The organism is Thiosulfativibrio zosterae (assembly GCF_011398155.1).
GTDB classification, from domain to species: Bacteria; Pseudomonadota; Gammaproteobacteria; order Thiomicrospirales; family Thiomicrospiraceae; genus Thiosulfativibrio; species Thiosulfativibrio zosterae.
Map to the genome: position 1 here is coordinate 750,279 of NZ_AP021888.1, position 20,516 is coordinate 770,794.

The window sequence follows — 20,516 nt, forward strand, 5'->3', positions numbered from 1 at the left end:
GTAAAGCTGCTGTTTAAATCGTTTTTAAATTAAGGTATAGGAAGAAACATGAAAGCCCTATTAAGTTTATTTGCCATGGGATTTTTAATGCTGTCATTGTCAGCATGTAATCAAGAAGAAGCGGCTAAGCCCGTTAATAAAGCGTTAGCGGTGCAAACCATTCAAGCTAAGGTGCAAACGGTCGAGCTTGGCAATGTGCCCTTAACGGCGGTGGTTCCTGGGGCGGTTGTGCCAGACCAAAAAGCCAAGATTGCTTCGCGTTTAATGGGATACATCAAAGACTTGGATGTTAAGGTTGGGCAAAAAGTTCAGCGTGGTGATTTGTTGTTCTCGATTGATTCGAGTGATGTAACCAGTGGTATCAACCAAGCCAAATCGGCTTATGCACAAGCCAAAGCGGCTTTGATGGATGCAAAATTAGATTACGACCGTTTTGAAAAATTGTACAAAGATGCTTCTGTGTCTAAGCAGCAATTTGACAAAATCAGTTTGCAATATAAGGTTGCGCAAGAAAACTTAGTGGCCGCGCAATCTGGCTTAAATCAAGCCGAAGCGCAATTAAAGTATGTGAATGTGCGTGCGCCGTTTGATGGCGTTATTGTTGAGAAAATGGCGGTTGCGGGCGACTTGGCGGCACCTGGCAATCCAATTGTGGTCATTGAAAACTTAAAATCTTTAAGTGTGCAAACGCAAGTTGCTGAAGACTTGTTTGCGGTATTGCGCCCTGAAGATGAAGTGGATGTGGTGATTGATGGTCAAAAAGAATTATTGAAAGGGACTATCTATACCTTGGTGAGTGCGGCAGATCCAAAAACGCGTACGCATACCGTTAAGTTAAGCTTGCCGGCCATTAACAATGTCAATTCTGGCACCTTTGCGCGCGTTAACTTCCATCGCGGTGTTAGACAAACCATGATGGTGCCAACTTCTGCGATCGTTGTGCGTTCTGGGATTCAGGGCGTGTTTGTGGTCGAAGACCAAAAAGCTTCATTTCACATGGTGCGTTTAGGTGAAACCATTAACGATAAAATTGAAATTCAATCTGGCTTGTCTTTAGGGGATGTCATCGTTGTTGATAATAATGTCAGTATGTTGAATGGCGATATTGTTGATGTGGTTAAGTAACAGTTGGTGATAGGAGCTTAAAGCATGTCAGAAATTCAAAACTCAAATCCCGCTAAAGAAGAAAAACTCAATATTGCGGGTAAATTAGCTAAGGCGTTTATCCATTCAAAAATCACTTTGATGATTATGATTGCAGTGACGCTTGCGGGAACCTTGGCTTATGTTGTAACGCCAAGAGAATATAATCCGCAAATCATTGTGCCAGCGGCCAATATTATCGTGCCTAAAGGGGGGGCTACCCCTGAAGAAGTGCAAAACATGGTGGTTAAACCTTTAGAAACCATTATGGGCGCTTTGCCTGGGGTGGATCATACTTTTGGTTACGCTTCGAACGATTTTGGTGTGGTCACGGTTCAGTTTAAAGTGGGTGAAAATCAGGTAGATAGCTTGGTTAAACTTTATAACCAGCTCATGCAAAACCTTGACAAAATGCCACCGGATACCCAACAACCGATTGTGCGTCCGATTAATGTTGACGATGTGCCTATTATGACCTTGGCGGTGACTTCTAATGAACTTTCAGGTTTTGATTTGCGAGATGTGTCACTGAAGTTAATCGAAAATCTTCGTAATATTCCTGGGGTGTCTTTCACCGATGTGGTGGGTGGACATCGTCGTGCCATTAATGTTTGGTTAGATGCGCGCAAGATTGCCTTAACCGGTTTATCTTTAGAGCAAGTCAGTGACATGCTGTTAGGCAGTAATGTGTCCTTGCCCGTGGGTAGTTTGGTGAATAACAATGTTAACCATTTGGTTCGTGTGAATGGTTATTTGGGCAGCGCAAAAGAGGTAGGCGAGATAATTATCGGTGCTGATTTAGGGCGTCCAATCTATCTAAAAGACATTGCCGAAATTACTGACGGCCCCATGGAAATGGATATAGATACCCGTATCGGTTATGGCCCTGCATCTGATCATGTGGTGCGTGGCGAACAACCTGCCGTCACCATTACCATTGCTAAAAAACCAGGGACCAATGCGGTTACCGTGGCGAATGCTGTTTTAGAACAATTAACAGAATTAAAACGCAGCGTTTTGCCAGCCAATGTTGAAGTGTCGGTCACTCGTAATGACGGTGAAAAAGCCAATGCTGCGGTTAATTTGTTGATGGAGCACTTGGGCATTGCCGTAGGTTCGGTCATTATTATTTTGGTGTTATTCTTAGGGTGGCGTGAAGCAGGCATAGTGACTTTTACCGTGCCGTTAATTTTATTCATAGTGTTGTTTGTGGGCTATATCTCAGGGCAAACTATTAACCGTATCACGCTGTTTGCATTGATTTTGTCTTTAGGTCTATTGGTAGATGCGGCCATCGTGGTGATAGAGAATATCCACCGGCACATTCATAATGGCTTTGACCCAGAAAAATTTGACGAGGTCATGATTAAGGCAACCAATGAAATTGGTAACCCGACGAATGTCGCGACCTTTGCGGTTATCTTGGCTTTTATCCCGATGATGTTCGTAACCGGCATGATGGGGCCATTTATGGCACCGATTCCCTTTAATGTTCCAGTTGCCATGATAGCCTCGTTGGTGATTGCATATATTTTAGTGCCTTATGCCGCTTACCGTTGGTTGGGTAAAAAAGCCATTCGCGAAATGCAAGAGCGCGAAAGTATGATGGAGCATCATGTTCACAAAGAAGATTGGATGCAGAAACTCTATGTCAAAGCCATTGTGCCTTTGATAGAAAGTCGCACCAAGCGCAATATCTTCTTGTTTGCGGTCTTGATGTCTTTGTTTGCTGCCATGTTACAACCCGCTTTACAGTTCTTGCGCAGTGATGGCATGAATAATCCGCTGCACCCATTGGGTGTTGAAGTCAAAATGTTGCCTTATGACAATACCAGTACTTTCCTAGTGCAAGTGGATATGGATGAAGGCACGGCGCTCGAGGCTACCGACCAAGTGGTTCGTAAGGTGAATGAAGTGATTAAAACCACTGAGCATGTCACCGATTACAGTGTGTATTTAGGGCAAGCGGCGCCAATCGATTTTGCGGCATTGGTTCGTGGGGACTTGATTAAGCAAGGGTCAAATTTCGCGCAAATTCGAGTCAACTTGGTGAATAAGCATCGTCGAGATGAATCATCGCATGAAATTGTAATGGGCTTAAACGAACGACTAGAGTCTGTGCGTAAAGTTTATCCTAAAGCCAATATCAAACTTTATGAAACGCCGCCAGGGCCACCAGTCACAACTCAAATTATGGCTGAACTTTACGGTCCAGACTATGATAAGTTGCGCGAAGCTGCACTTGAGTTAAATGGTACTTTCAAAGGTATTTACGGTCTAATCAATGTTGATGACTCGGTGAATGCGGATACGAAAACTTATGAAATTAACATTGACCGTGTAGAAGCCAATCTTTTAGGGGTTGCTCCGGCAGCGGTTTCTAAAATGTTGCGCGACTATATCAATGGGTTTGAGTTAGGGTATATGCACTTAGACAATGTGCGTGAGCCAGTGAATATCGTGGTGCGTTTACCTCGTTCTGAAAGAACGGTCCCCGAGCAGTTATTGTCTTTGCGTGTGCAGTCTCGTGCGGGGGCAGCCGTGCCTATCTCAGCTTTAGCCAGTATCAAAGAAGTGGTTCAGGCCAAACCGATTATTGGTAGAGATCAGCACAGAATGGTGATGATGGGTGGTGAGTTATTAAAATCATCGCCTGTGTATGCCGTGCTGTCATTAGATAGCATGATTGATGAAGTGGCCTTGCCAAAATCAGGGGTTACTTTCCATACCGCAAACCTAGGGTTTGTAACGGCGCAACCGAAAGATGTGATGGATTACACCTTGTTATGGGGCGGCGAAATGCGCTTAACCTTAGATGTGTTCCGTGATATGGGTAGTGCGTTCATCGTGGCATTGATTTTCATCTATTTGATCTTAGTCGGTTACTATAAATCCTTCATGATGCCGGTGATTGTAATGGGTGCTATTCCGCTAACCATGATTGGGGTTTTCCCTGGGCATTGGGCAACAGGGCAAGCGTTTACAGCCACTTCAATGATAGGGGTGATTGCTTTGGCGGGTATCGTGGTTCGTAATTCGCTGTTGTTAATCGACTTTATCTTGGATTATCGCAATGAAGGCTACAGCCTAAAAGATGCGGTTATTGAAGCTGGTAAAGTGCGCTTTAGACCGATTCTATTGACAGCCTTAGCCATTATGTTTGGCTCCATGATTATGGTGACCGACCCAGTATTTGGTGGTCTAGCGGTTGCACTGATTTTTGGAACGCTGTCTTCAACCGTATTGACGCTGTTGGTCATTCCGTTGATGTATTTCATCTGGCAATGGCACGGTGGGGTTAAATACATCGAAGGTGATGTTAAACGCTGATTAAAGCCTGTTCATTAAGAAACCCGCTGCGAGCGGGTTTTTTATTGCCGCCTCTAAAGCATCAGGCTGAAGATTAAATCGTTTGGTTTAGATGCAAACCAACCCTTTGTCTATAGTTGCTAAGAGAGAAGCGGGGTTGCTGATAAAGTTAACGGCTGTTTGCTCAATAGAAAGCCCTATTTGAAACAATTTAAGCCTGCTGGTGCGTCTAAATTGTTCAGGGCGTGCGGATAAGTTAATTGCCATGGACAAGGCTTACTCGGAGCAATAAAAAACCCCGCAAGCGGGGTTTTTTAAGTTTCAACCAATAGGTTTGAAGAGTAACTCTTATAAAGAGTAGTACATATCAAATTCAATTGGGTGAGTAGTGGCGCGGAAACGAGTCACATCTTTCATTTTTAATGCAATGTAAGCATCAATCGTTTCATCATCCATTACGCCGCCCATTTTCAAGAACTCGCGGTCTTTATCTAAGGCGTCTAAGGCTTGATCTAAAGAAGAACAAACCGTTGCATAGGTTGCTTCTTCTTCTGGCTCTAGATCGTATAAATCTTTTTCAGAAGGAGCACCTGGATCAATTTTGTTTAAAATACCATCTAAACCAGCCATTAAGCTTGCAGTGAAAGCTAAGTATGGGTTTGCTGTAGGATCTGGGAAACGAAGTTCTACACGACGCGCACGCTCAGAAGGTGCATAAGGAATACGAATAGAAGCTGAACGGTTTTTACCAGAGTAAGCTAACAGGATAGGAGCTTCAAAACCTGGAACTAGGCGCTTGTAAGAGTTAGTTCCTGGGTTGGTGAAAGCGTTTAATGCACGAGCGTGCTTGATTAAGCCACCAATGTACCAAAGAGCTTCTTGTGAAAGACCTGAGTAAACATCACCAGCAAAAATGTTTTTACCATCTTTAGATAAAGATTGGTTAATGTGCATACCAGAACCGTTATCTCCAACGATTGGCTTAGCCATAAAAGTTGCTGTTTTGCCTAGAGCGTGACAAGTGTTGTGTACAGCGTATTTTAGAATTTGCACTTCGTCAGCCTTAGCCGTTAAAGTGTTACCACCCACCGCTAATTCACACTGACCACCGTTTGCAACTTCGTGGTGGTGAGCTTCAATTGTCAAGCCCATTTGTTCAGCCATGGCACAAATGTCAGCGCGTAGTTCATGTAATTGATCTACTGGAGGCACTGGGAAGTAACCGCCTTTAACTTTTGGACGGTGACCCATGTTACCGCCTTCAAATACTTTTTCAGAGTTCCATGCGGCTTCTTCAGAGTCAATCTTAACGAAAGAACCTGTCATGTCAGCGCCCCAACGAACATCGTCAAATACGAAGAATTCTGGCTCTGGACCAAAGAAAGCTGTGTCAGCAATCCCAGTTGATTTTAAGTAAGCTTCAGCTTTCTTAGCAATTCCACGAGGGTCTTTGTTGTATGGCTCTAAGGTTGAAGATTCTAAAATCATGCAACGGATAATGACAGTTGGGTCGTTAGTGAATGGGTCCATAACCCAGCCATCTGTTTGAGGCATTAGGATCATGTCTGAGTTGTGAATGTCTTTCCAGCCCGCAATAGAAGAGCCGTCAAAAGTAGAACCTACTTCAAAAAAGTCTTCCGTAATACGAGATGCAGGAATGGTTACATGTTGTTCTTTTCCGATGGTATCAGTAAAGCGTAAGTCCGCCCACTTAACATCGTTTTCTTTAATGGCATTGATAATTGCTTGTGGCATTGTTCATCCTTTATTGCGTTGTGACTTTTAAAAAGTAAAAAATATCGTTATTGATAATAGCGTGAAACATGCCAAATTTCCAATAATTTTAAGAAAAAATTTAACTTGTTGTTATTAAAGATATTGTTTTAGGTGGGGGTATTTCAAGGGGCTTAATCAAGCTTGATTAACTGCACTTGTTTGGTGTTTTTGCACTTAATTGGCGCACTGAATAAGTGAGGGGTTTCATCTAGTTGTCATATTGCATCAGTAAAATTGGCAAAAATTTCAAAGTACTAGGATCTATTATGTCAAACCAGGTTCATGAAGCATTAGACAAAGCCTTGAAAGGCCCGCTTTTCGATCGAAGAGTGAGAAGACGCAACCTTAAAGATTCGTTGTTGGGTAGCGGTATCAAGATTGGGGGCGTTGCTATTATTGCGGCAGTGCTTTTAATTATGTTTTTTCTGATTTATGTTGTTGGGCCCTTATTTACTTCAGCCAAAGTTGAAGAAGTGAATCATTATGCCGTGCCGGGTGGTAAAGAGGCTAAAACACTTTATTATGGTGTTGATGAATATAAAAGTACTGCTTTGCGTTTTACGCAATCAGGCAAGCTATATGGCTTTAATTTGCAAACGGGTGAAGCAACCACCGAGGCCACTTTGCCTTTAAAGGGCAATACGATTACCAGTTTCTCGATTATCAGTGATGTCAGCGATTTATTGGCTTTTGGTTTGTCAGATGGTTCTGTATTGTTTGCCAAATATTCTTACAAAGTGAGTTATCCAAATAATGTTAAAACCATTACACCTGCGGTTGAGTTTCCTTTCGGTAGTGAGTCTATTACCTTAGCAAAAGGCGCCATTACAAAATTAGCGGTTAGAGCAAATGATTCGGCGGTGGTCATAGCTTTTCAAGAAGCCAATTCAAAAAACATTCATCTTAAAAGTCTAGCCAAAGAAACTTCTATGTTTGGCGATGATGTTACGCTGACAGAAGATACTGAAAGCGTATTTGAACAGCAAATGATGCCCGATTATTTAATGCTGGATGGCAGTATGCGTAATCTGTATTTGGTGAATCAACAGGGCGTTATTAATTATTACAATGTAGCCGATTTAGAAAATCCCAAACTGCTACAACATATCAACGCCTTGTCTGGCGATGAAAAGATTTCGTCAATTCGTTTTTTGTTGGGTGAATATTCTTTAATGATGGGAACCAATGAAGGGCGTGTCTATCAATATTTTCCAGTACGTAATGCCGATAATATTTTTCAATTACAGTTGATTCGTCAATTTGAAAAATCAAACTCGCCGATTGAAATGATTACCATTGAGCAAGGGCGTAAAGGCTTTGCCACGATTGATGGCACAGGCAGATTTGATTTGTTCCACTCCACTTCAGAAAGACATTTAGAGTCAATGGAAGTGGATGAAAAAGGTTTGTCTTTCGTGACCTTAGCACCGCGTTCAAATGGTGCTTTGGTGGAAACCAAAGACGGTCACCTTAAAGTGTTTGATATTGAAAATGAACACCCAGATGTGTCTATGAGCAGTCTGTGGGGCAAGGTTTGGTATGAAGGTTATGAAGAACCTGGTTATACCTGGCAGTCTTCATCAGCCAGTTCAGACTTTGAGCCTAAGTTTTCGATGGTGCCTTTAACCTTTGGTACTTTAAAAGCGGCTTTATATTCCATGCTATTTGCAGTGCCGATTGCCGTTTTGGCGGCAATCTATACGGCATTTTTTATGGATACCAAAACGCGTCAGTGGGTTAAGCCCTCAGTAGAGCTCATTGAGGCTTTGCCAACAGTTATCCTCGGGTTTTTAGCGGGTCTGTGGTTGGCACCACACATGGAAGCGCACTTGTCGGGATACTTTGCCATCATCCTGTTGGTTCCGTTAGGCGTTCTTTTGTTTGGTCTTGCTTGGTCAAAACTTCCTGAGCCTATTCGCTTAATGGTTCCAGAAGGCAAGCGTGCCGTTTTAATGATGCCCGTTGTGGTGCTTTTGGCCTATATCGCATTGCAATTAAATTCGCCGATTGAAAACCTGTTCTTTGATGGCGATATGCGCCATTGGTTAACCGCATCTGCCGGTATAGATTTTGACCAGCGTAATGCATTGGTTATCGGCTTTGCGATGGGCTTTGCTTTAATTCCTACCATTTTCTCGGTGGCTGAAGATGCTATTTATAATGTCCCTAGCTATTTGGTTAATGGCTCTTTAGCCTTAGGTGCCAGCACTTGGCAAACCATGGTTGGTGTAGTTTTACCAACAGCCAGCCCTGGGATTTTCTCAGCGATTATGCTCGGGTTTGGGCGTGGTGTGGGTGAAACGATGATTGTCTTAATGGCATCAGGCAATACGCCTTTGATGGATGCCAACATCTTTGAAGGCATGAGAACGCTGTCGGCCAACCTTGCGGTAGAAATGGCAGAAGCCGAAGTTTACAGTTCGCATTATCGAGTTTTGTTCTTGTCGGGGTTAGTGTTGTTTATCTTTACCTTTATGTTTAATACGTTGGCCGAGGTTGTGCGTGAGCGCATGCGTCGTAAATATGGTTCACTGTAAGGAGTTTCGTCATGAAAGATTGGTTTAAAAAGGGCGAACACTGGATTTGGTTTAGTGCCTCTGCCGTGAGTATCAGCGTTGTTTTGGTTTTTGGTCTGTTGTTGATGATTTCATACAAAGGATTGATTCACTTTTGGGCGCATGACGTTTACACCTATAACATTACGCAAAGTAATGGTCAGCTAGAAAATATTGTGGGTGAGTTGCATGACACCAAGCTAAAAGAATTTACGCAGGCAAATGGTGAAGTTAAAAAGATTCCACAGTTTCTCATGAAAGTGGGTAACCGTGACATTTACGGTATCGATTTCCGTTGGATCAACACGGCAGATATCGTGGGTCGCCAAGATGTTTTGGATGATGGTGTCACCGTGATTGAAAGAACTGAGTGGGGTAATGTTTACGGCCATTTGGTTGAGGTGCGTAAAGCCGGTGCGGTGCTTGCCAATCAAGATAATGCCAAAGCGGTACTCATGGATTTAGTTGACCAGGGAACGGCGCTGAATGCAGAAATTGCTCACCTTGAAAAGGTTGTGATTGGCGGGATTAACTACAAGCTAGAACAATTGCGCTTAACGCAAAAGAAACTAGAAGCTAAAAATGCCTTTACAGCCGAAGCCGCTCAAGAGTTGGCCGACGAAAGTGCTCAGTTGAATGCGCAATTTAAAACAGAACAAGACAAGGTTAAGTTGCTCTATCAGCAATCAAATGAATTAGGTTCTGCCGTTTTAAAAATTGCTGGCGGTCAAGCGCTGAATGTACCGATTAAAAATATCGTCAGATTTTGGCAGCCTAATAATATGAATTATGGCGAGAAGGTCGGTTTCTTCTTTAGCTCTATCGGACATTTTTTACTAGACGATCCTCGTGAAGCCAATACAGAGGGGGGCGTGTTGCCAGCCATCGTGGGAACCATTACCATGGTAATGTTAATGGCGATTTTGGTCACACCTATGGGGGTGATTGCCGCGATTTATATGTCTGAATATGCCAAAGACGGCACAGTGTTGCGATTGGTGCGTATCTCGATTAACAACCTAGCGGGTGTACCCTCGATTGTGTTTGGTATTTTTGGTTTGGGCTTTTTTGTGTACATTATCGGGGGCTCGATTGATGACTTGTTTTTCAGTTATGCCTTGCCCAGCCCAACCTTTGGAACGCCTGGTTTGTTGTGGGCGGCGTTAACCATGGCTTTATTAACCTTGCCAGTGGTGATCGTGTCCACTCAAGAAGGGTTGTCGCGTATTCCTAGAGCTTTACGAGAAGGTGGTTTGGCGTTAGGCGCAACTAAGTCAGAAACCATTATGCGTATTGTTTTACCAATGGCGACACCGGCTATTATGACAGGATTGATTTTGGCGATTGCCCGTGCTGCAGGGGAAGTTGCGCCTTTAATGTTGGTTGGGGTTGTGAAATTAGCGCCTGCCTTGCCAATCGATTTGAATACACCCTTTATCCATTTGGATAGAAAATTCATGCACCTAGGTTTCCATATTTATGATGTCGGCTTCCAGAGCCCGAACGTTGAGGCGTCGCAACCTTTGGTGTATGCAACCTCATTACTCTTGGTGCTAATTATTGTCGGATTAAACTTAGGCGCCATTACGATTCGTAATCGTCTCAGAGAAAAATACAAATCGCTAGATAATTAAAAACCTTTGCACGAATCAGTATCAATAAATGTTTACCCAGATGAAACGGGTAATTGAGTTAAAAATTTTTAATAGTTAGGGTAGTCAAATGGCCACAGAAAATATGAGTATTGCAATGGACCGAAGCCATCGTGGTTTATCATTGCAAGATGAGAAAGTCGCAATACAAGTGCGCGATTGGAATTTATATTATGGTTCAAAGCGTGCGCTCAATTCAGTCAGTATGGATTTACCAGAAAACCGAGTGACGGCATTTATCGGGCCATCAGGGTGTGGTAAATCGACTTTATTGCGCTGTTTTAACCGCATGAATGATTTGATTGATATCGTTAAGGTTGATGGCCAAATGCTGTTACATGGCGAAGATATGTATGCCAAAGAAATGAATGTGGCAGCTTTGCGTCGTCGTGTGGGCATGGTGTTTCAAAAGCCAAATCCGTTCCCTAAGTCGATTTATGAAAATGTTTGTTACGGCTTAAGATTACAAGGCATTAATGATAAGCAAATCCTTGATGAAACGGTTGAGTGGGCTTTAAAAGGTGCCAATCTTTGGGATGAGGTCAAAGACCGCTTGCAAGAAAATGCCCTAGGCATGTCGGGTGGTCAGCAACAAAGATTATGTATTGCTCGCGCCATCGCAATTAAGCCAGAGGTTTTATTGTTGGACGAACCCACTTCAGCCTTAGACCCCATCTCAACTCTCGCGGTTGAAGAGTTAATTTTTGAGCTGAAAAAAGACTTTACCATTTTGATTGTGACCCACAATATGCAGCAAGCAGCGCGTGTTTCTGATTACACTGCTTTTATGTATATGGGGGATTTAATCGAATATACTGACACTGATACGCTGTTTACCAATCCACAAGTTAAGCGTACCGAAGATTATATTTCAGGACGCTACGGCTAATAATAAGGGAGTTTTCTCATGGAAAAAAAAGAGTTTAACAGCCATATTTCAAATCAATTGAATCGTAATTTAGAAGATTTGTTTAATCATATTTTAGAAATGGGTGGATTGGTTGAAGTTCAGCTAGAAACAGCGTTGCAAGCCTTAGGCGCAGGCGATGTTGCCAAGGCCAAAGAAGTGATTGTTTTAGATAAGGTGGTCAATCAAGCCGAAATGGAAATTGACCGATTATGTGCCAGAGTGTTGGCGCGTCAACAACCAACCGCTTCCGATTTGCGTTTAATTTTAGCAACCATTCGTATCGCCATCGACCTAGAACGCATGGGCGATGAAGTGGTTAAAATTGCTAAGATGATTATTAAGTTTAATGAAGAATATGCCACGGCTTGCAGAGATTATTCTGGCTATGCAGAATTATTAGATATTGCAACACGCTCTAATAGCATGCTCAAAACTTCATTAAATGCCTTCGCAAGAGTCTCTACCGCAGAAGCCTTGGATATAGTGAATCAAGAAGAAGAGATAGATGTTATTTATAAAAATGCCTGCGACAAAGTGACCAATGACTTCAAAGCTAAGCCTGATCAGGTGGAATGTTTATTAGAAGTGATTGGCGCCTTAAGAGCAACCGAAAGAGTCTCTGACCATGCGCGCAATATTATGGAAAGCATTGTGTATTTAGTGCAAGGCCAAGATGTGCGTAGTATGGACGAAGAGCGCTTAATGGCTTTTTTAGCTGAAATTCGTGAAGATTAATTTCTTAATCGAGAGCGGGAGTGGAATGAATGTCTGAACAAACCATTTTAGTGGTTGAAGATGAAGCGGCAATTCGTGACATGTTGAACTTTACCTTGTCTGCTGCCAATTACAAAGTAATGGAAGCACCGAATGCCGAAACTGCCTGGCAAATGCTCAATCAAACTCAGCCAGATTGCGTGTTATTAGATTGGATGTTGCCTGGTGTGAGTGGGGTTGCTTTGGCGCAGCGCATCCGTAATCATGAAAAATTTGCCACCATGCCCATCGTTTTATTGACGGCACGCGGTGACGAAAGTGATCAGGTGCAGGGCTTTGAAGCGGGGGCGGATGATTATGTGGTTAAACCTTTTTCACCTCGCGCTTTGGTGGCACGCATTAAAGCCTTGTTGCGCCGCCAAACCTCTGAATTAGAGTTTGTGGATGTGTTAGCCCAAGGCGCTTTACGATTAGATTTGTCAAGTTACCGTTTTACCGCAGGCGACAACGAGGTTAAATTGGGGCCAACAGAATTTAAGTTGATGCAATTTTTCATGAGCCATCCCAATCGGGTTTATACGCGACTGCAGTTGCTCGACCAAGTTTGGGGAGAGCATGTGGTGGTAGAAGAGCGCACGGTGGATGTGCATATTCGTCGTTTGCGTAAATTGTTAGAGCCAGTCGGGCAAGCCGATATGATTCAAACTGTGCGTGGAGCGGGTTATCGATTTTCAGCTTCAGAGTAACCCAAACTTTCGCTGATACTATAAATCTCACTTTTAGCTTCAAAAAAGCCCTAAAATTAACCAGGCCTGGTTGTTTTTAGGGCTTTTTTGGTTTCTAAGACCCTTTAAATTATGATCAAAAGGACCCTGTGTTGGAATTTAAAATATCAAACGGTATCTCTCGCGAGCTGACTTGGATTATTGTTTCGTTATGGCTGTTTTTGTTGTTTGCCTGGATAACCGACGCTTGGATTGAAACCTTAATTGCGTATGTGTTGTTTTATGTGGCGCGTAACCTCTGGAGTATGCTGAAGTTTGAGCGCTGGATGCGCGGTGGCACCCAAGCGTCTTACCCGCCAACATCAGGGCTTTGGGGCGAATTAAGTTATTTGGTGTCTAAGAAGCAGTTGGCATTGGAGAAACATGCCGATTTAATCAACTATAAGTCAGAGCAATTTCGTGCGGCGTCGATGAGTTTACCGACCGCAATCTTGTCCTTAAACAATCAGCATCAGATTGAATGGTTTAACGAATCGGCACAAAAGATTTTATCCATTCGGCACAGCGATGTTGGACGCAAAATTGAAACCCTGTTGCGTTATCCTGATTTTATTCGTTACTTAAAGTCGCAAAACTATCAAACCCCGATTTTTCTAGATGCGCTGTCTTCGCAAAAGCGGGTTTACAGTTGTCAGATTTTTGAGTATTACCACAATCATAAATTGGTGGTATTTGAGGATGTTAATGAGCTTTACAATCTGGCACAGATTCGCCGTGATTTTGTGGCGAATGCATCTCATGAGTTACGCACGCCCTTAACGGTTTTGAGTGGTTATTTAGAAATGATGATCGATATGCCATCTGAAGAAACCCAAATGTGGCAAAAACCACTCGATCAAATGTTCCATCAAGCCAAACGGATGCAAAGCATTATTGAAGATTTACTCACCTTGTCATCCATTGAATCAGATGTGTTATTAAAAGCGCCGGAAGCGGTGGCGGTTGATGACATTTTACAAATTATGGCGCGCGATCAATTAGCCATTTATGGTGAAGACTATGAGTGGCATTTTGAGATAGCCGAACATTTAGGGCTTAAGGGGTATGCAGAACCCTTGAAAAGTGTTTTTTCAAATTTAATATCCAATGCGGTGCGTTATACCCCGAAAGGCGGAAAGATTCAGGTGCGATGGTATCGTGATCAGCAGGGGGCGCATTTTGAGGTACAAGATACGGGTATCGGTATTCTCAAAGAACATATTCCGCGTTTAACAGAACGCTTTTATAGGGTGGATACCGCGCGGTCAAGAGATACCGGTGGAACAGGATTGGGCTTGGCAATTGTAAAGCATGCCTTAGAAAAGCAGGGCTCGTTTTTAGCGATTGAAAGTCAGATTGGCAAGGGGTCTATTTTTAGCTGCGTTTTTCCAGCAGAGAGGGTACTCACCTTAAAGGATTAAGGTGAGTGAGCTTTCAGGCAGTGAACGGATTAGGGCAACATCATGCCACGAATCATAAAGTAAATCAGTGCGGCCAACAGTGCTGACATGGGCACGGTAATCACCCAGGCAGCCACAATTTTTAAGAAGGCAGAACGCTTAACCAATTCTTTTTGATAAACCTTGTTTAAAGATTTACGCTCTTTTTTCGACAGCTGAACATCCGCTTCTTTTTGTTTAAGTTGTGCCAACATTTCTTTTTTCTGAATCAATGAGGCTTTTTCGAAGCGTTTAATAAAGGCTTCGGTTTCTCGTTGGTCAGCGCCCATGTGATGGTCACGGATTTCTTGAATGGTTTTGGCGTAACTACGCTTGAGGTATTCTCTTAAAAAGCCCACCCCAAAAATGCCCCCCACAGCGATGTGCGTTGAACTCACTGGTAAGCCTAACTGTGATGCCACAATCACCGTAATCGATGCCGCCATGGCAATCGAAAAAGCGCGCATTTGATCCAGCTCGGTAATTTCAGAACCCACGGTTTTAATCAATTTAGGGCCAAATAACAATAAACCTAAAGAAATTCCGATTGCCCCAATCAGCATAATCCACAGCGGAATGCCTGCTTTACTGGACACTTCATGAGAGTTAATGGCATCGTTAATGGCGGCTAAAGGACCAACGGCGTTGGCCACATCATTGGCACCATGTGCAAAACTTAGCAGTGCTGCGGCAAAAATTAAAGGAATGGTGAACAGGCTGTTAACACTGTCTTTTTCATTTTTTAAGTTGACGGATTGTTTAGCCAGTACCGGTTTTACGATTAAGTAGGTCGCTATGGCAATGGCTAAACCGATGGCTGATGCGGTGTAAAAATCGGTTTTCCAAATGTGTTTAAGGCCTTTCATAATCAGATAGGTTGAAAACGCCCAAGCCATAATGGCAATTAAAATAGGAACCATTTTCCTAGAGGAAGCAATCATGTCAGATTGATAGGTGATGCTGCGTTTAATCCAGTATAAAAAGGCTGCGGCAATAATACCGCCGATAACGGGCGAGATAACCCAGCTGGCAGCAATGGCACCCATTTTGTCCCAGTTGGCAATGCTCCAACCTGCTGCGGCGATACCTGCACCTAAAACACCACCGACGATAGAGTGGGTGGTGGAAACGGGCGCACCCATCGCGGTGGCAATGTTCAGCCAAATCGCACCCGCCAATAGGGCGGCAATCATTAGCCAAATAAAGGTGTCGGCATCGCCAATCATAGCAGGGTTGATAATGCCATTTTTAATGGTGCTAATCACTTCGCCACCCGCAATCAGCGCGCCAGCAGATTCAAATATGGCGGCAATAATGATGGCGCCTGTTAGGGTCAAGGCTTTTGAGCCGACCGCAGGCCCTACATTGTTGGCGACATCGTTTGCCCCAATGTTCATTGCCATATAGCCGCCAATCATGGCGGCGATGACCAGTTCAATGCTAACAGTGCCATCGCCAACGGTCAGGTTGGCTGAAAAAAGCATGATTAAAACAATGAAAAGCATGGCAACACCAAAGCGAAACATCTCTTTGCGGCTGACCTCGGTTGCATCTTCAATATCGTTAATGTTTTTAAATTCCATGGTGTCATCTCTTTGTAATCTTTTGACTTGCCGTATTTTATGTCAAAAGCGCTCTAAAATCCCTTTATATTCCAGTAGATTTTGTGAAAGTGACAGAAATTTTTTTGAGGTTGGTTGTGAAATTAATGAGATGTTTGGCTTTTGTCATTTAACTGTCATATTTGTTTCATGTATCTGTTAAGTGCGCTCGCCATAATTTGCACTGTTCAAAACAACTTACTTTCACTTTATGGAGCTTTTTAGCATGAAACATAAATTATTAATGGCAATGGGTTTAGCGACTGCATTGACTTCTCAGATTGCTTTTGCATCTTCAGTTGACGCGGCATTACCTGAGTACAAAACGGTTTCTGGTATTTCTGGAAACTTGTCTTCTGTGGGTTCTGATACTTTGGCTAACCTAATGACTTTATGGGCTGAAGAATTCAAGCGTACTTACCCAAATGTTAACATCCAAATTCAAGCAGCGGGCTCTTCAACTGCACCGACAGCTTTAACAGAAGGTACTTCTAACATTGGACCAATGAGTCGTTCAATGAAAGATAAAGAAGTGGCTATGTTTGAAGAAAAATATGGTTATAAGCCAACAAAAATTGGGGTTGCGATTGATGCCTTGGCCGTTTATGTGCAAAAAGATAATCCAATTAAAGGGTTAACGATTCCACAAGTAGACGCGATTTTCTCTTCAACCCGAAAGTGTGGTGCCGATGATATCTCTACTTGGGGTCAAGCAGGTGTTCAGGGTGAATTAGCTGATAAGTCGGTGCAGCTTTACGGTCGTAACTCGGTTTCTGGGACTTATGGTTATTTCAAGAAGCATGCACTTTGTAAGGGTGACTTCAAGTCTTCTGTAAACGAGCAACCTGGTTCTGCATCGGTTGTCCAGTCAGTGTCTGCATCGGCAAACGGGATTGGTTATTCGGGTATCGGTTACAAAACGGCTGGTGTTCGTGCGCTTCCTTTAGCGAAGAAAGACGGTGCAGCGTTTGTTGAAGCAACGCCTGAAAATGCGTTAAACAAAACTTACCCTTTGTCTCGTGTACTTTATGTTTATGTCAACAAAGCACCTAACAAGCCTTTAGAGCCAGTGGTGGGTGAGTTTATTAAGTTAGTACTTTCTAAGCAAGGTCAAGAAGCGGTTGTTAAAGATGGTTATATTCCGCTACCTGCAGCTGCAGCTAATAAGTACCTTTCTGAAATCAACTAATATCGGTTGAACGCAAGAAAGACAAAACCCCGCAAGCGCGGGGTTTTTTATTGTCTTAATGAAAACTATAAAGCTCAACACAACTAAAACCGATTTTTGCAAAAGGGTTTTAGTTATATTGAGTTTTTAGAGTTGTTTTAATCAGCGCTTAACCAACAAAAACTCAAGTAGCGCTTTCTGAGCATGCAAACGGTTTTCGGCTTCATCCCATACCACGCTTTGTGGTCCGTCCATCACTTCTGCAGAGACTTCTTCGCCACGGTGTGCTGGCAAACAATGCATAAAGAGGGCATCTGGATTGGCTTGTTCCATTATTTCTTGATCCACTTGATAGTCTGCAAAGTCACGCAAACGCTTGCGCATTTCTTCTTCGTGACCCATGCTGTACCAAACATCCGTCACTATCAGGTCAACGCCTTTCGCTGCTTCTAATGGGTTGCGGATAATTTCGACACGGTCTTTGTGTTGTTCCATCATAGCGGCAATTGGCTCGTAACCCTCTGGGCAGGATATACGCAATTTAAAGTCGTATTGCGCCGCCGCATTAATATAGGAATTACACATATTATAGCCGTCACCCACCCACAAAACCGTTTTGCCCTGAATGCTGCCACGGTGTTCGTGAAAAGTTTGCATGTCGGCTAATAATTGGCAAGGGTGATAATCATTAGTGAGGGCATTAATGACCGGCACGCTAGAGTATTGCGCTAAAGATTTCACCATGTCATGTTCGTAGGTACGAATCATGATGGCATCTGCCATGCTAGAAATGACGCGGGCAGAATCTTCTATCGGTTCGCCACGGCCAATTTGCGTGTCGTTGGGAGATAAAAATAGTGCATGACCACCCAGTTGTGTCATACCGATTTCAAAGGACAAGCGCGTGCGAGTGGATGATTTTTCAAAAATCATCGCCAGGGTTTTATGAATTAAGGGTTCATAAACAACACCTGATTTTTGCATGGCTTTGAGTTCAATCCCTCTGTGCAAAACTTGTTGAAGTTCTGCGGGACTTAGATCTTTAAGGGTTAAAAAATGTCTAGTTTGACTCATAAGATTTCTTTTTATTGGTAAAAATTGGTCACCAGTTGCGTGAGTTTCTCAACCAGTTCGTTAGTTTGCTCATTATTCATAATGAGCGGCGGTAATAGACGAATCGTATCACCACGAGTTACATTGATTAATAGGTGTTTTTCTAAAGCCATTTTAACCAGGTCACCACAAGGGCGGTCTAGTTGAATGCCGATCATATAGCCTTTGCCTCTGATTTCTTTCACGCCAGGTATATTGGCAAGTGCCTCTTTAAAGCGTTGCACAATCACAGCGCCATTGAGGGCGGCTTGTTCAATCAAGTTGCTTTTTTCTAGGGTGTTTATAACGGCTAAAGCGGTTGCACAAGCCAAGGGATTGCCACCAAAAGTGGTGCCGTGATTGCCCGGTGCAAACACTTCTGCCGCTTTGCCTTTGGCAAGACAAGCACCAATCGGGAAACCATTGCCCAGCGCTTTGGCGAGGGTCATAACATCGGGTACGATGTTGGCGTGTTGGTGGGCAAACCATTTGCCGGTTCTACCCACGCCAGTTTGAACTTCGTCTATCATCATTAACCATTCGTTGGCATCGCAGATGTCACGAATGTGGGTGAGATAATCATCCGCTGGAATAAAAACTCCGCCTTCACCTTGCACCGGTTCAACCAAAATAGCAACAACTTGTGGGTTAGTGCTGTGGGCACGAATGGCTTCTAAGTCATTAAAGGGTACACGAATAAAACTGTCAACTAAGGGGGCGAAACCTGCATGCACTTTTTCATTACCTGTGGCGGATAAAGTTAGCAGAGTACGACCGTGAAAACTGTTTTCCATCACGATGACTTTGCCGTTTTGAATGCCTCGGTCATTACCATATTTACGCGCAATCTTCAGGGCGGCTTCATTGGCTTCTGCCCCAGAGTTGCTGAAAAATACGCGGTCCATGTGCGAGTGTTGAATCAATTTATCGGCTAAGGCTTCTTGCAAGTCAATGCTATAAAGATTCGAGGTGTGAATGAGTTTGTGGCTTTGCTCGCAGATGGCTTCTGCAACCGCTGGATGTGCATGCCCTAAATTGCAAACGGCAATGCCGCTAACACTGTCAAGGTAAGCTTGCCCATGTGCATCAAACAGTTGAGCCCCTTTACCGGTGACAAAAGCAACGGGAAGTCTGGCATAAGTATTCATTAAATGGTTCATTATTTTTAGCCCGAAAATAAATAGAAGAGTCCATGGTAGAGCGAGTGCAAGCCACGATACGCATTGCGTTAAATAAAAAAGCAACCGGAAGACATGCTTGCGATTGCTTTTTTTGAAAAAGTGCTTTCAAAACAACGATTGTAGCTAACTGGCCGATAATTTCAAGTGAATCAGTTAAATAACCACTAATATTTTGTTTTAATGTTTAGCTAATAGGTTTTTGAAGATTTTTAATATAAAATATGACGGTTTAATTTTACAAAAAAATCAAAGGATTTCGAATGAAAACAATGGATGATCGTGATGGCGTGATTTGGTTTGACGGTGAAATGGTGAACTGGAGAGATGCCAAGACCCATGTTTTAACACATACATTACATTATGGTATGGGTGTGTTTGAGGGGGTTCGTGCTTATGAAGCGGAGCAGGGCACTTCGATTTTCCGTTTAGAAGCGCATACCAAGCGTTTATTCAACTCAGCAAAAATCATGAATATGCCGATGCCTTTTACGCCAGAGCAAATCAATGAGGCGCAAAGAGCTGCGGTGCGCGAGAACGGCTTAAAGTCAGCTTATATTCGCCCAATGGTATTTTACGGTTCAGAAGGTATGGGATTGCGTGCCGATAACCTAAAAGCGCACATAGTGGTTGCGGCTTGGGAGTGGGGTGCTTATATGGGTGAAGAAAATTTAAAGCGTGGTATTAAAATTGCCACTTCTTCTTTCACTCGTCATCATCCAAACATCACCATGACCAAAGCCAAATCAAACGGTTCTTATATGAATTCTATGTTGGCTTTGCAAGAAGCGATAAGCCACGGTTGCGATGAAGCCTTATTGTTAGATACGCAAGGTTATGTGTCGGAAGGTTCTGGTGAAAACTTCTTTATGGTTCGTGACGGAGTGATTTACACCCCAGAGCTTACTTCGGCATTAGATGGTATTACCCGCAATACCATTATTCGTTTAGCGCATGAAGCGGGTTATGAAGTGCGCGAAAAGTGCATTACGCGTGACGAAGTGTATATTGCGGACGAAGCTTTCTTTACCGGAACGGCTGCTGAAGTGACGCCAATTCGTGAATTGGACAATCGTAAAATTGGTTCGGGATCTCGTGGCCCCATTACTGAAATCTTGCAAGCTAAGTATTTCGATGTGGTACACGGTCGTTCAGCGGAGCATTTAGGTTGGTTAACGACGGTTGCTTAATCCGCATGGTTTTATCCGATTAATT

14 protein-coding genes are annotated in these 20,516 nt (G+C 43.2%); 10 read left to right on the forward strand and 4 right to left on the reverse strand.

What is annotated here, in order from left to right; genetic code table 11:
• Nucleotides 1–48: 48 nt before the first annotated feature.
• Together THMIRH_RS03200 and THMIRH_RS03205 are read left to right on the forward strand one after the other, a co-directional pair.
• Entirely contained in the window at nucleotides 49–1,125 is a 1,077-nt protein-coding gene (locus tag THMIRH_RS03200) for an efflux RND transporter periplasmic adaptor subunit (protein WP_173290686.1), read from the forward strand.
• Nucleotides 1,126–1,149: 24 nt separating this feature from the next.
• The gene (locus THMIRH_RS03205) at nucleotides 1,150–4,473 is read left to right on the forward strand and encodes an efflux RND transporter permease subunit (RefSeq protein WP_173290688.1); all 3,324 of its coding nucleotides are present in this window, start codon (nucleotides 1,150–1,152) and stop codon (nucleotides 4,471–4,473) included.
• Between the two features lie 327 nt (nucleotides 4,474–4,800).
• Here THMIRH_RS03205 and glnA read toward each other — a convergent pair whose 3' ends face one another.
• Nucleotides 4,801–6,207 carry a type I glutamate--ammonia ligase gene (gene glnA, locus THMIRH_RS03210; protein WP_173290690.1) on the reverse strand — a complete coding sequence of 469 codons (1,407 nt, stop codon included), beginning with the start codon at nucleotides 6,205–6,207 and terminating at the stop codon, nucleotides 4,801–4,803.
• A 287-nt stretch (nucleotides 6,208–6,494) separates the two neighbouring features.
• On the opposite strand from glnA, the gene THMIRH_RS03215 reads away from it, so the two are divergent.
• The 6 genes from THMIRH_RS03215 (at nucleotide 6,495) to phoR (ending at nucleotide 14,244) form a co-directional block, all read left to right on the forward strand.
• Nucleotides 6,495–8,765 carry an ABC transporter permease subunit gene (locus THMIRH_RS03215; RefSeq protein ID WP_173290693.1) on the forward strand — a complete coding sequence of 757 codons (2,271 nt, stop codon included), beginning with the start codon at nucleotides 6,495–6,497 and terminating at the stop codon, nucleotides 8,763–8,765.
• Between the two features lie 11 nt (nucleotides 8,766–8,776).
• Nucleotides 8,777–10,417 carry a phosphate ABC transporter permease PstA gene (pstA, locus tag THMIRH_RS03220; RefSeq protein ID WP_173290695.1) on the forward strand — a complete coding sequence of 547 codons (1,641 nt, stop codon included), beginning with the start codon at nucleotides 8,777–8,779 and terminating at the stop codon, nucleotides 10,415–10,417.
• An 88-nt stretch (nucleotides 10,418–10,505) separates the two neighbouring features.
• Nucleotides 10,506–11,324 (forward strand): phosphate ABC transporter ATP-binding protein PstB, encoded by an 819-nt coding sequence (pstB, locus tag THMIRH_RS03225; protein ID WP_173290697.1) that lies wholly within the window; start codon nucleotides 10,506–10,508, stop codon nucleotides 11,322–11,324.
• 18 nt (nucleotides 11,325–11,342) lie between these two features.
• Nucleotides 11,343–12,080, forward strand: a complete 738-nt coding sequence (gene phoU / locus THMIRH_RS03230) for a phosphate signaling complex protein PhoU (RefSeq protein WP_173290699.1) — start codon at nucleotides 11,343–11,345, stop codon at nucleotides 12,078–12,080.
• Nucleotides 12,081–12,109: 29 nt separating this feature from the next.
• Nucleotides 12,110–12,805 carry a phosphate regulon transcriptional regulator PhoB gene (gene phoB, locus THMIRH_RS03235; RefSeq protein ID WP_173290701.1) on the forward strand — a complete coding sequence of 232 codons (696 nt, stop codon included), beginning with the start codon at nucleotides 12,110–12,112 and terminating at the stop codon, nucleotides 12,803–12,805.
• Between the two features lie 131 nt (nucleotides 12,806–12,936).
• A complete protein-coding gene (gene phoR, locus THMIRH_RS03240; RefSeq protein WP_243831489.1) occupies nucleotides 12,937–14,244 on the forward strand; it encodes a phosphate regulon sensor histidine kinase PhoR in 1,308 nt (435 codons plus the stop codon).
• 29 nt (nucleotides 14,245–14,273) lie between these two features.
• On the opposite strand, the gene THMIRH_RS03245 is transcribed toward phoR, so the two are convergent.
• On the reverse strand, nucleotides 14,274–15,845 hold the full coding sequence (locus THMIRH_RS03245; RefSeq protein ID WP_173290703.1) for an inorganic phosphate transporter: 1,572 nt from the start codon (nucleotides 15,843–15,845) through the stop codon (nucleotides 14,274–14,276).
• Nucleotides 15,846–16,089: 244 nt separating this feature from the next.
• Here THMIRH_RS03245 and THMIRH_RS03250 point away from each other — a divergent pair, with 244 nt between their 5' ends.
• Entirely contained in the window at nucleotides 16,090–17,052 is a 963-nt protein-coding gene (locus THMIRH_RS03250; protein ID WP_173290705.1) for a PstS family phosphate ABC transporter substrate-binding protein, read from the forward strand.
• A 141-nt stretch (nucleotides 17,053–17,193) separates the two neighbouring features.
• Here THMIRH_RS03250 and argF read toward each other — a convergent pair whose 3' ends face one another.
• On the reverse strand, nucleotides 17,194–18,105 hold the full coding sequence (gene argF, locus THMIRH_RS03255; protein WP_173290707.1) for an ornithine carbamoyltransferase: 912 nt from the start codon (nucleotides 18,103–18,105) through the stop codon (nucleotides 17,194–17,196).
• A gap of 11 nt (nucleotides 18,106–18,116) precedes the next feature.
• Nucleotides 18,117–19,271 carry an aspartate aminotransferase family protein gene (locus tag THMIRH_RS03260; RefSeq protein ID WP_243831490.1) on the reverse strand — a complete coding sequence of 385 codons (1,155 nt, stop codon included), beginning with the start codon at nucleotides 19,269–19,271 and terminating at the stop codon, nucleotides 18,117–18,119.
• Between the two features lie 293 nt (nucleotides 19,272–19,564).
• Here THMIRH_RS03260 and THMIRH_RS03265 point away from each other — a divergent pair, with 293 nt between their 5' ends.
• Nucleotides 19,565–20,491 (forward strand): branched-chain amino acid transaminase, encoded by a 927-nt coding sequence (locus tag THMIRH_RS03265; RefSeq protein ID WP_173290711.1) that lies wholly within the window; start codon nucleotides 19,565–19,567, stop codon nucleotides 20,489–20,491.
• Nucleotides 20,492–20,516 lie beyond the last annotated feature (25 nt).

Coding starts and splice junctions, on each gene's coding strand:
- THMIRH_RS03200 (WP_173290686.1), top strand. CDS start 49: ATGAAAGCCCTATTAAGTTTATTTGCCATGGGATTTTTAATGCTGTCA.
- THMIRH_RS03205 (WP_173290688.1), top strand. CDS start 1,150: ATGTCAGAAATTCAAAACTCAAATCCCGCTAAAGAAGAAAAACTCAAT.
- glnA (WP_173290690.1), bottom strand. CDS start 6,207: ATGCCACAAGCAATTATCAATGCCATTAAAGAAAACGATGTTAAGTGG.
- THMIRH_RS03215 (WP_173290693.1), top strand. CDS start 6,495: ATGTCAAACCAGGTTCATGAAGCATTAGACAAAGCCTTGAAAGGCCCG.
- pstA (WP_173290695.1), top strand. CDS start 8,777: ATGAAAGATTGGTTTAAAAAGGGCGAACACTGGATTTGGTTTAGTGCC.
- pstB (WP_173290697.1), top strand. CDS start 10,506: ATGGCCACAGAAAATATGAGTATTGCAATGGACCGAAGCCATCGTGGT.
- phoU (WP_173290699.1), top strand. CDS start 11,343: ATGGAAAAAAAAGAGTTTAACAGCCATATTTCAAATCAATTGAATCGT.
- phoB (WP_173290701.1), top strand. CDS start 12,110: ATGTCTGAACAAACCATTTTAGTGGTTGAAGATGAAGCGGCAATTCGT.
- THMIRH_RS03245 (WP_173290703.1), bottom strand. CDS start 15,845: ATGGAATTTAAAAACATTAACGATATTGAAGATGCAACCGAGGTCAGC.
- THMIRH_RS03250 (WP_173290705.1), top strand. CDS start 16,090: ATGAAACATAAATTATTAATGGCAATGGGTTTAGCGACTGCATTGACT.
- argF (WP_173290707.1), bottom strand. CDS start 18,105: ATGAGTCAAACTAGACATTTTTTAACCCTTAAAGATCTAAGTCCCGCA.
- THMIRH_RS03260 (WP_243831490.1), bottom strand. CDS start 19,271: ATGAATACTTATGCCAGACTTCCCGTTGCTTTTGTCACCGGTAAAGGG.
- THMIRH_RS03265 (WP_173290711.1), top strand. CDS start 19,565: ATGAAAACAATGGATGATCGTGATGGCGTGATTTGGTTTGACGGTGAA.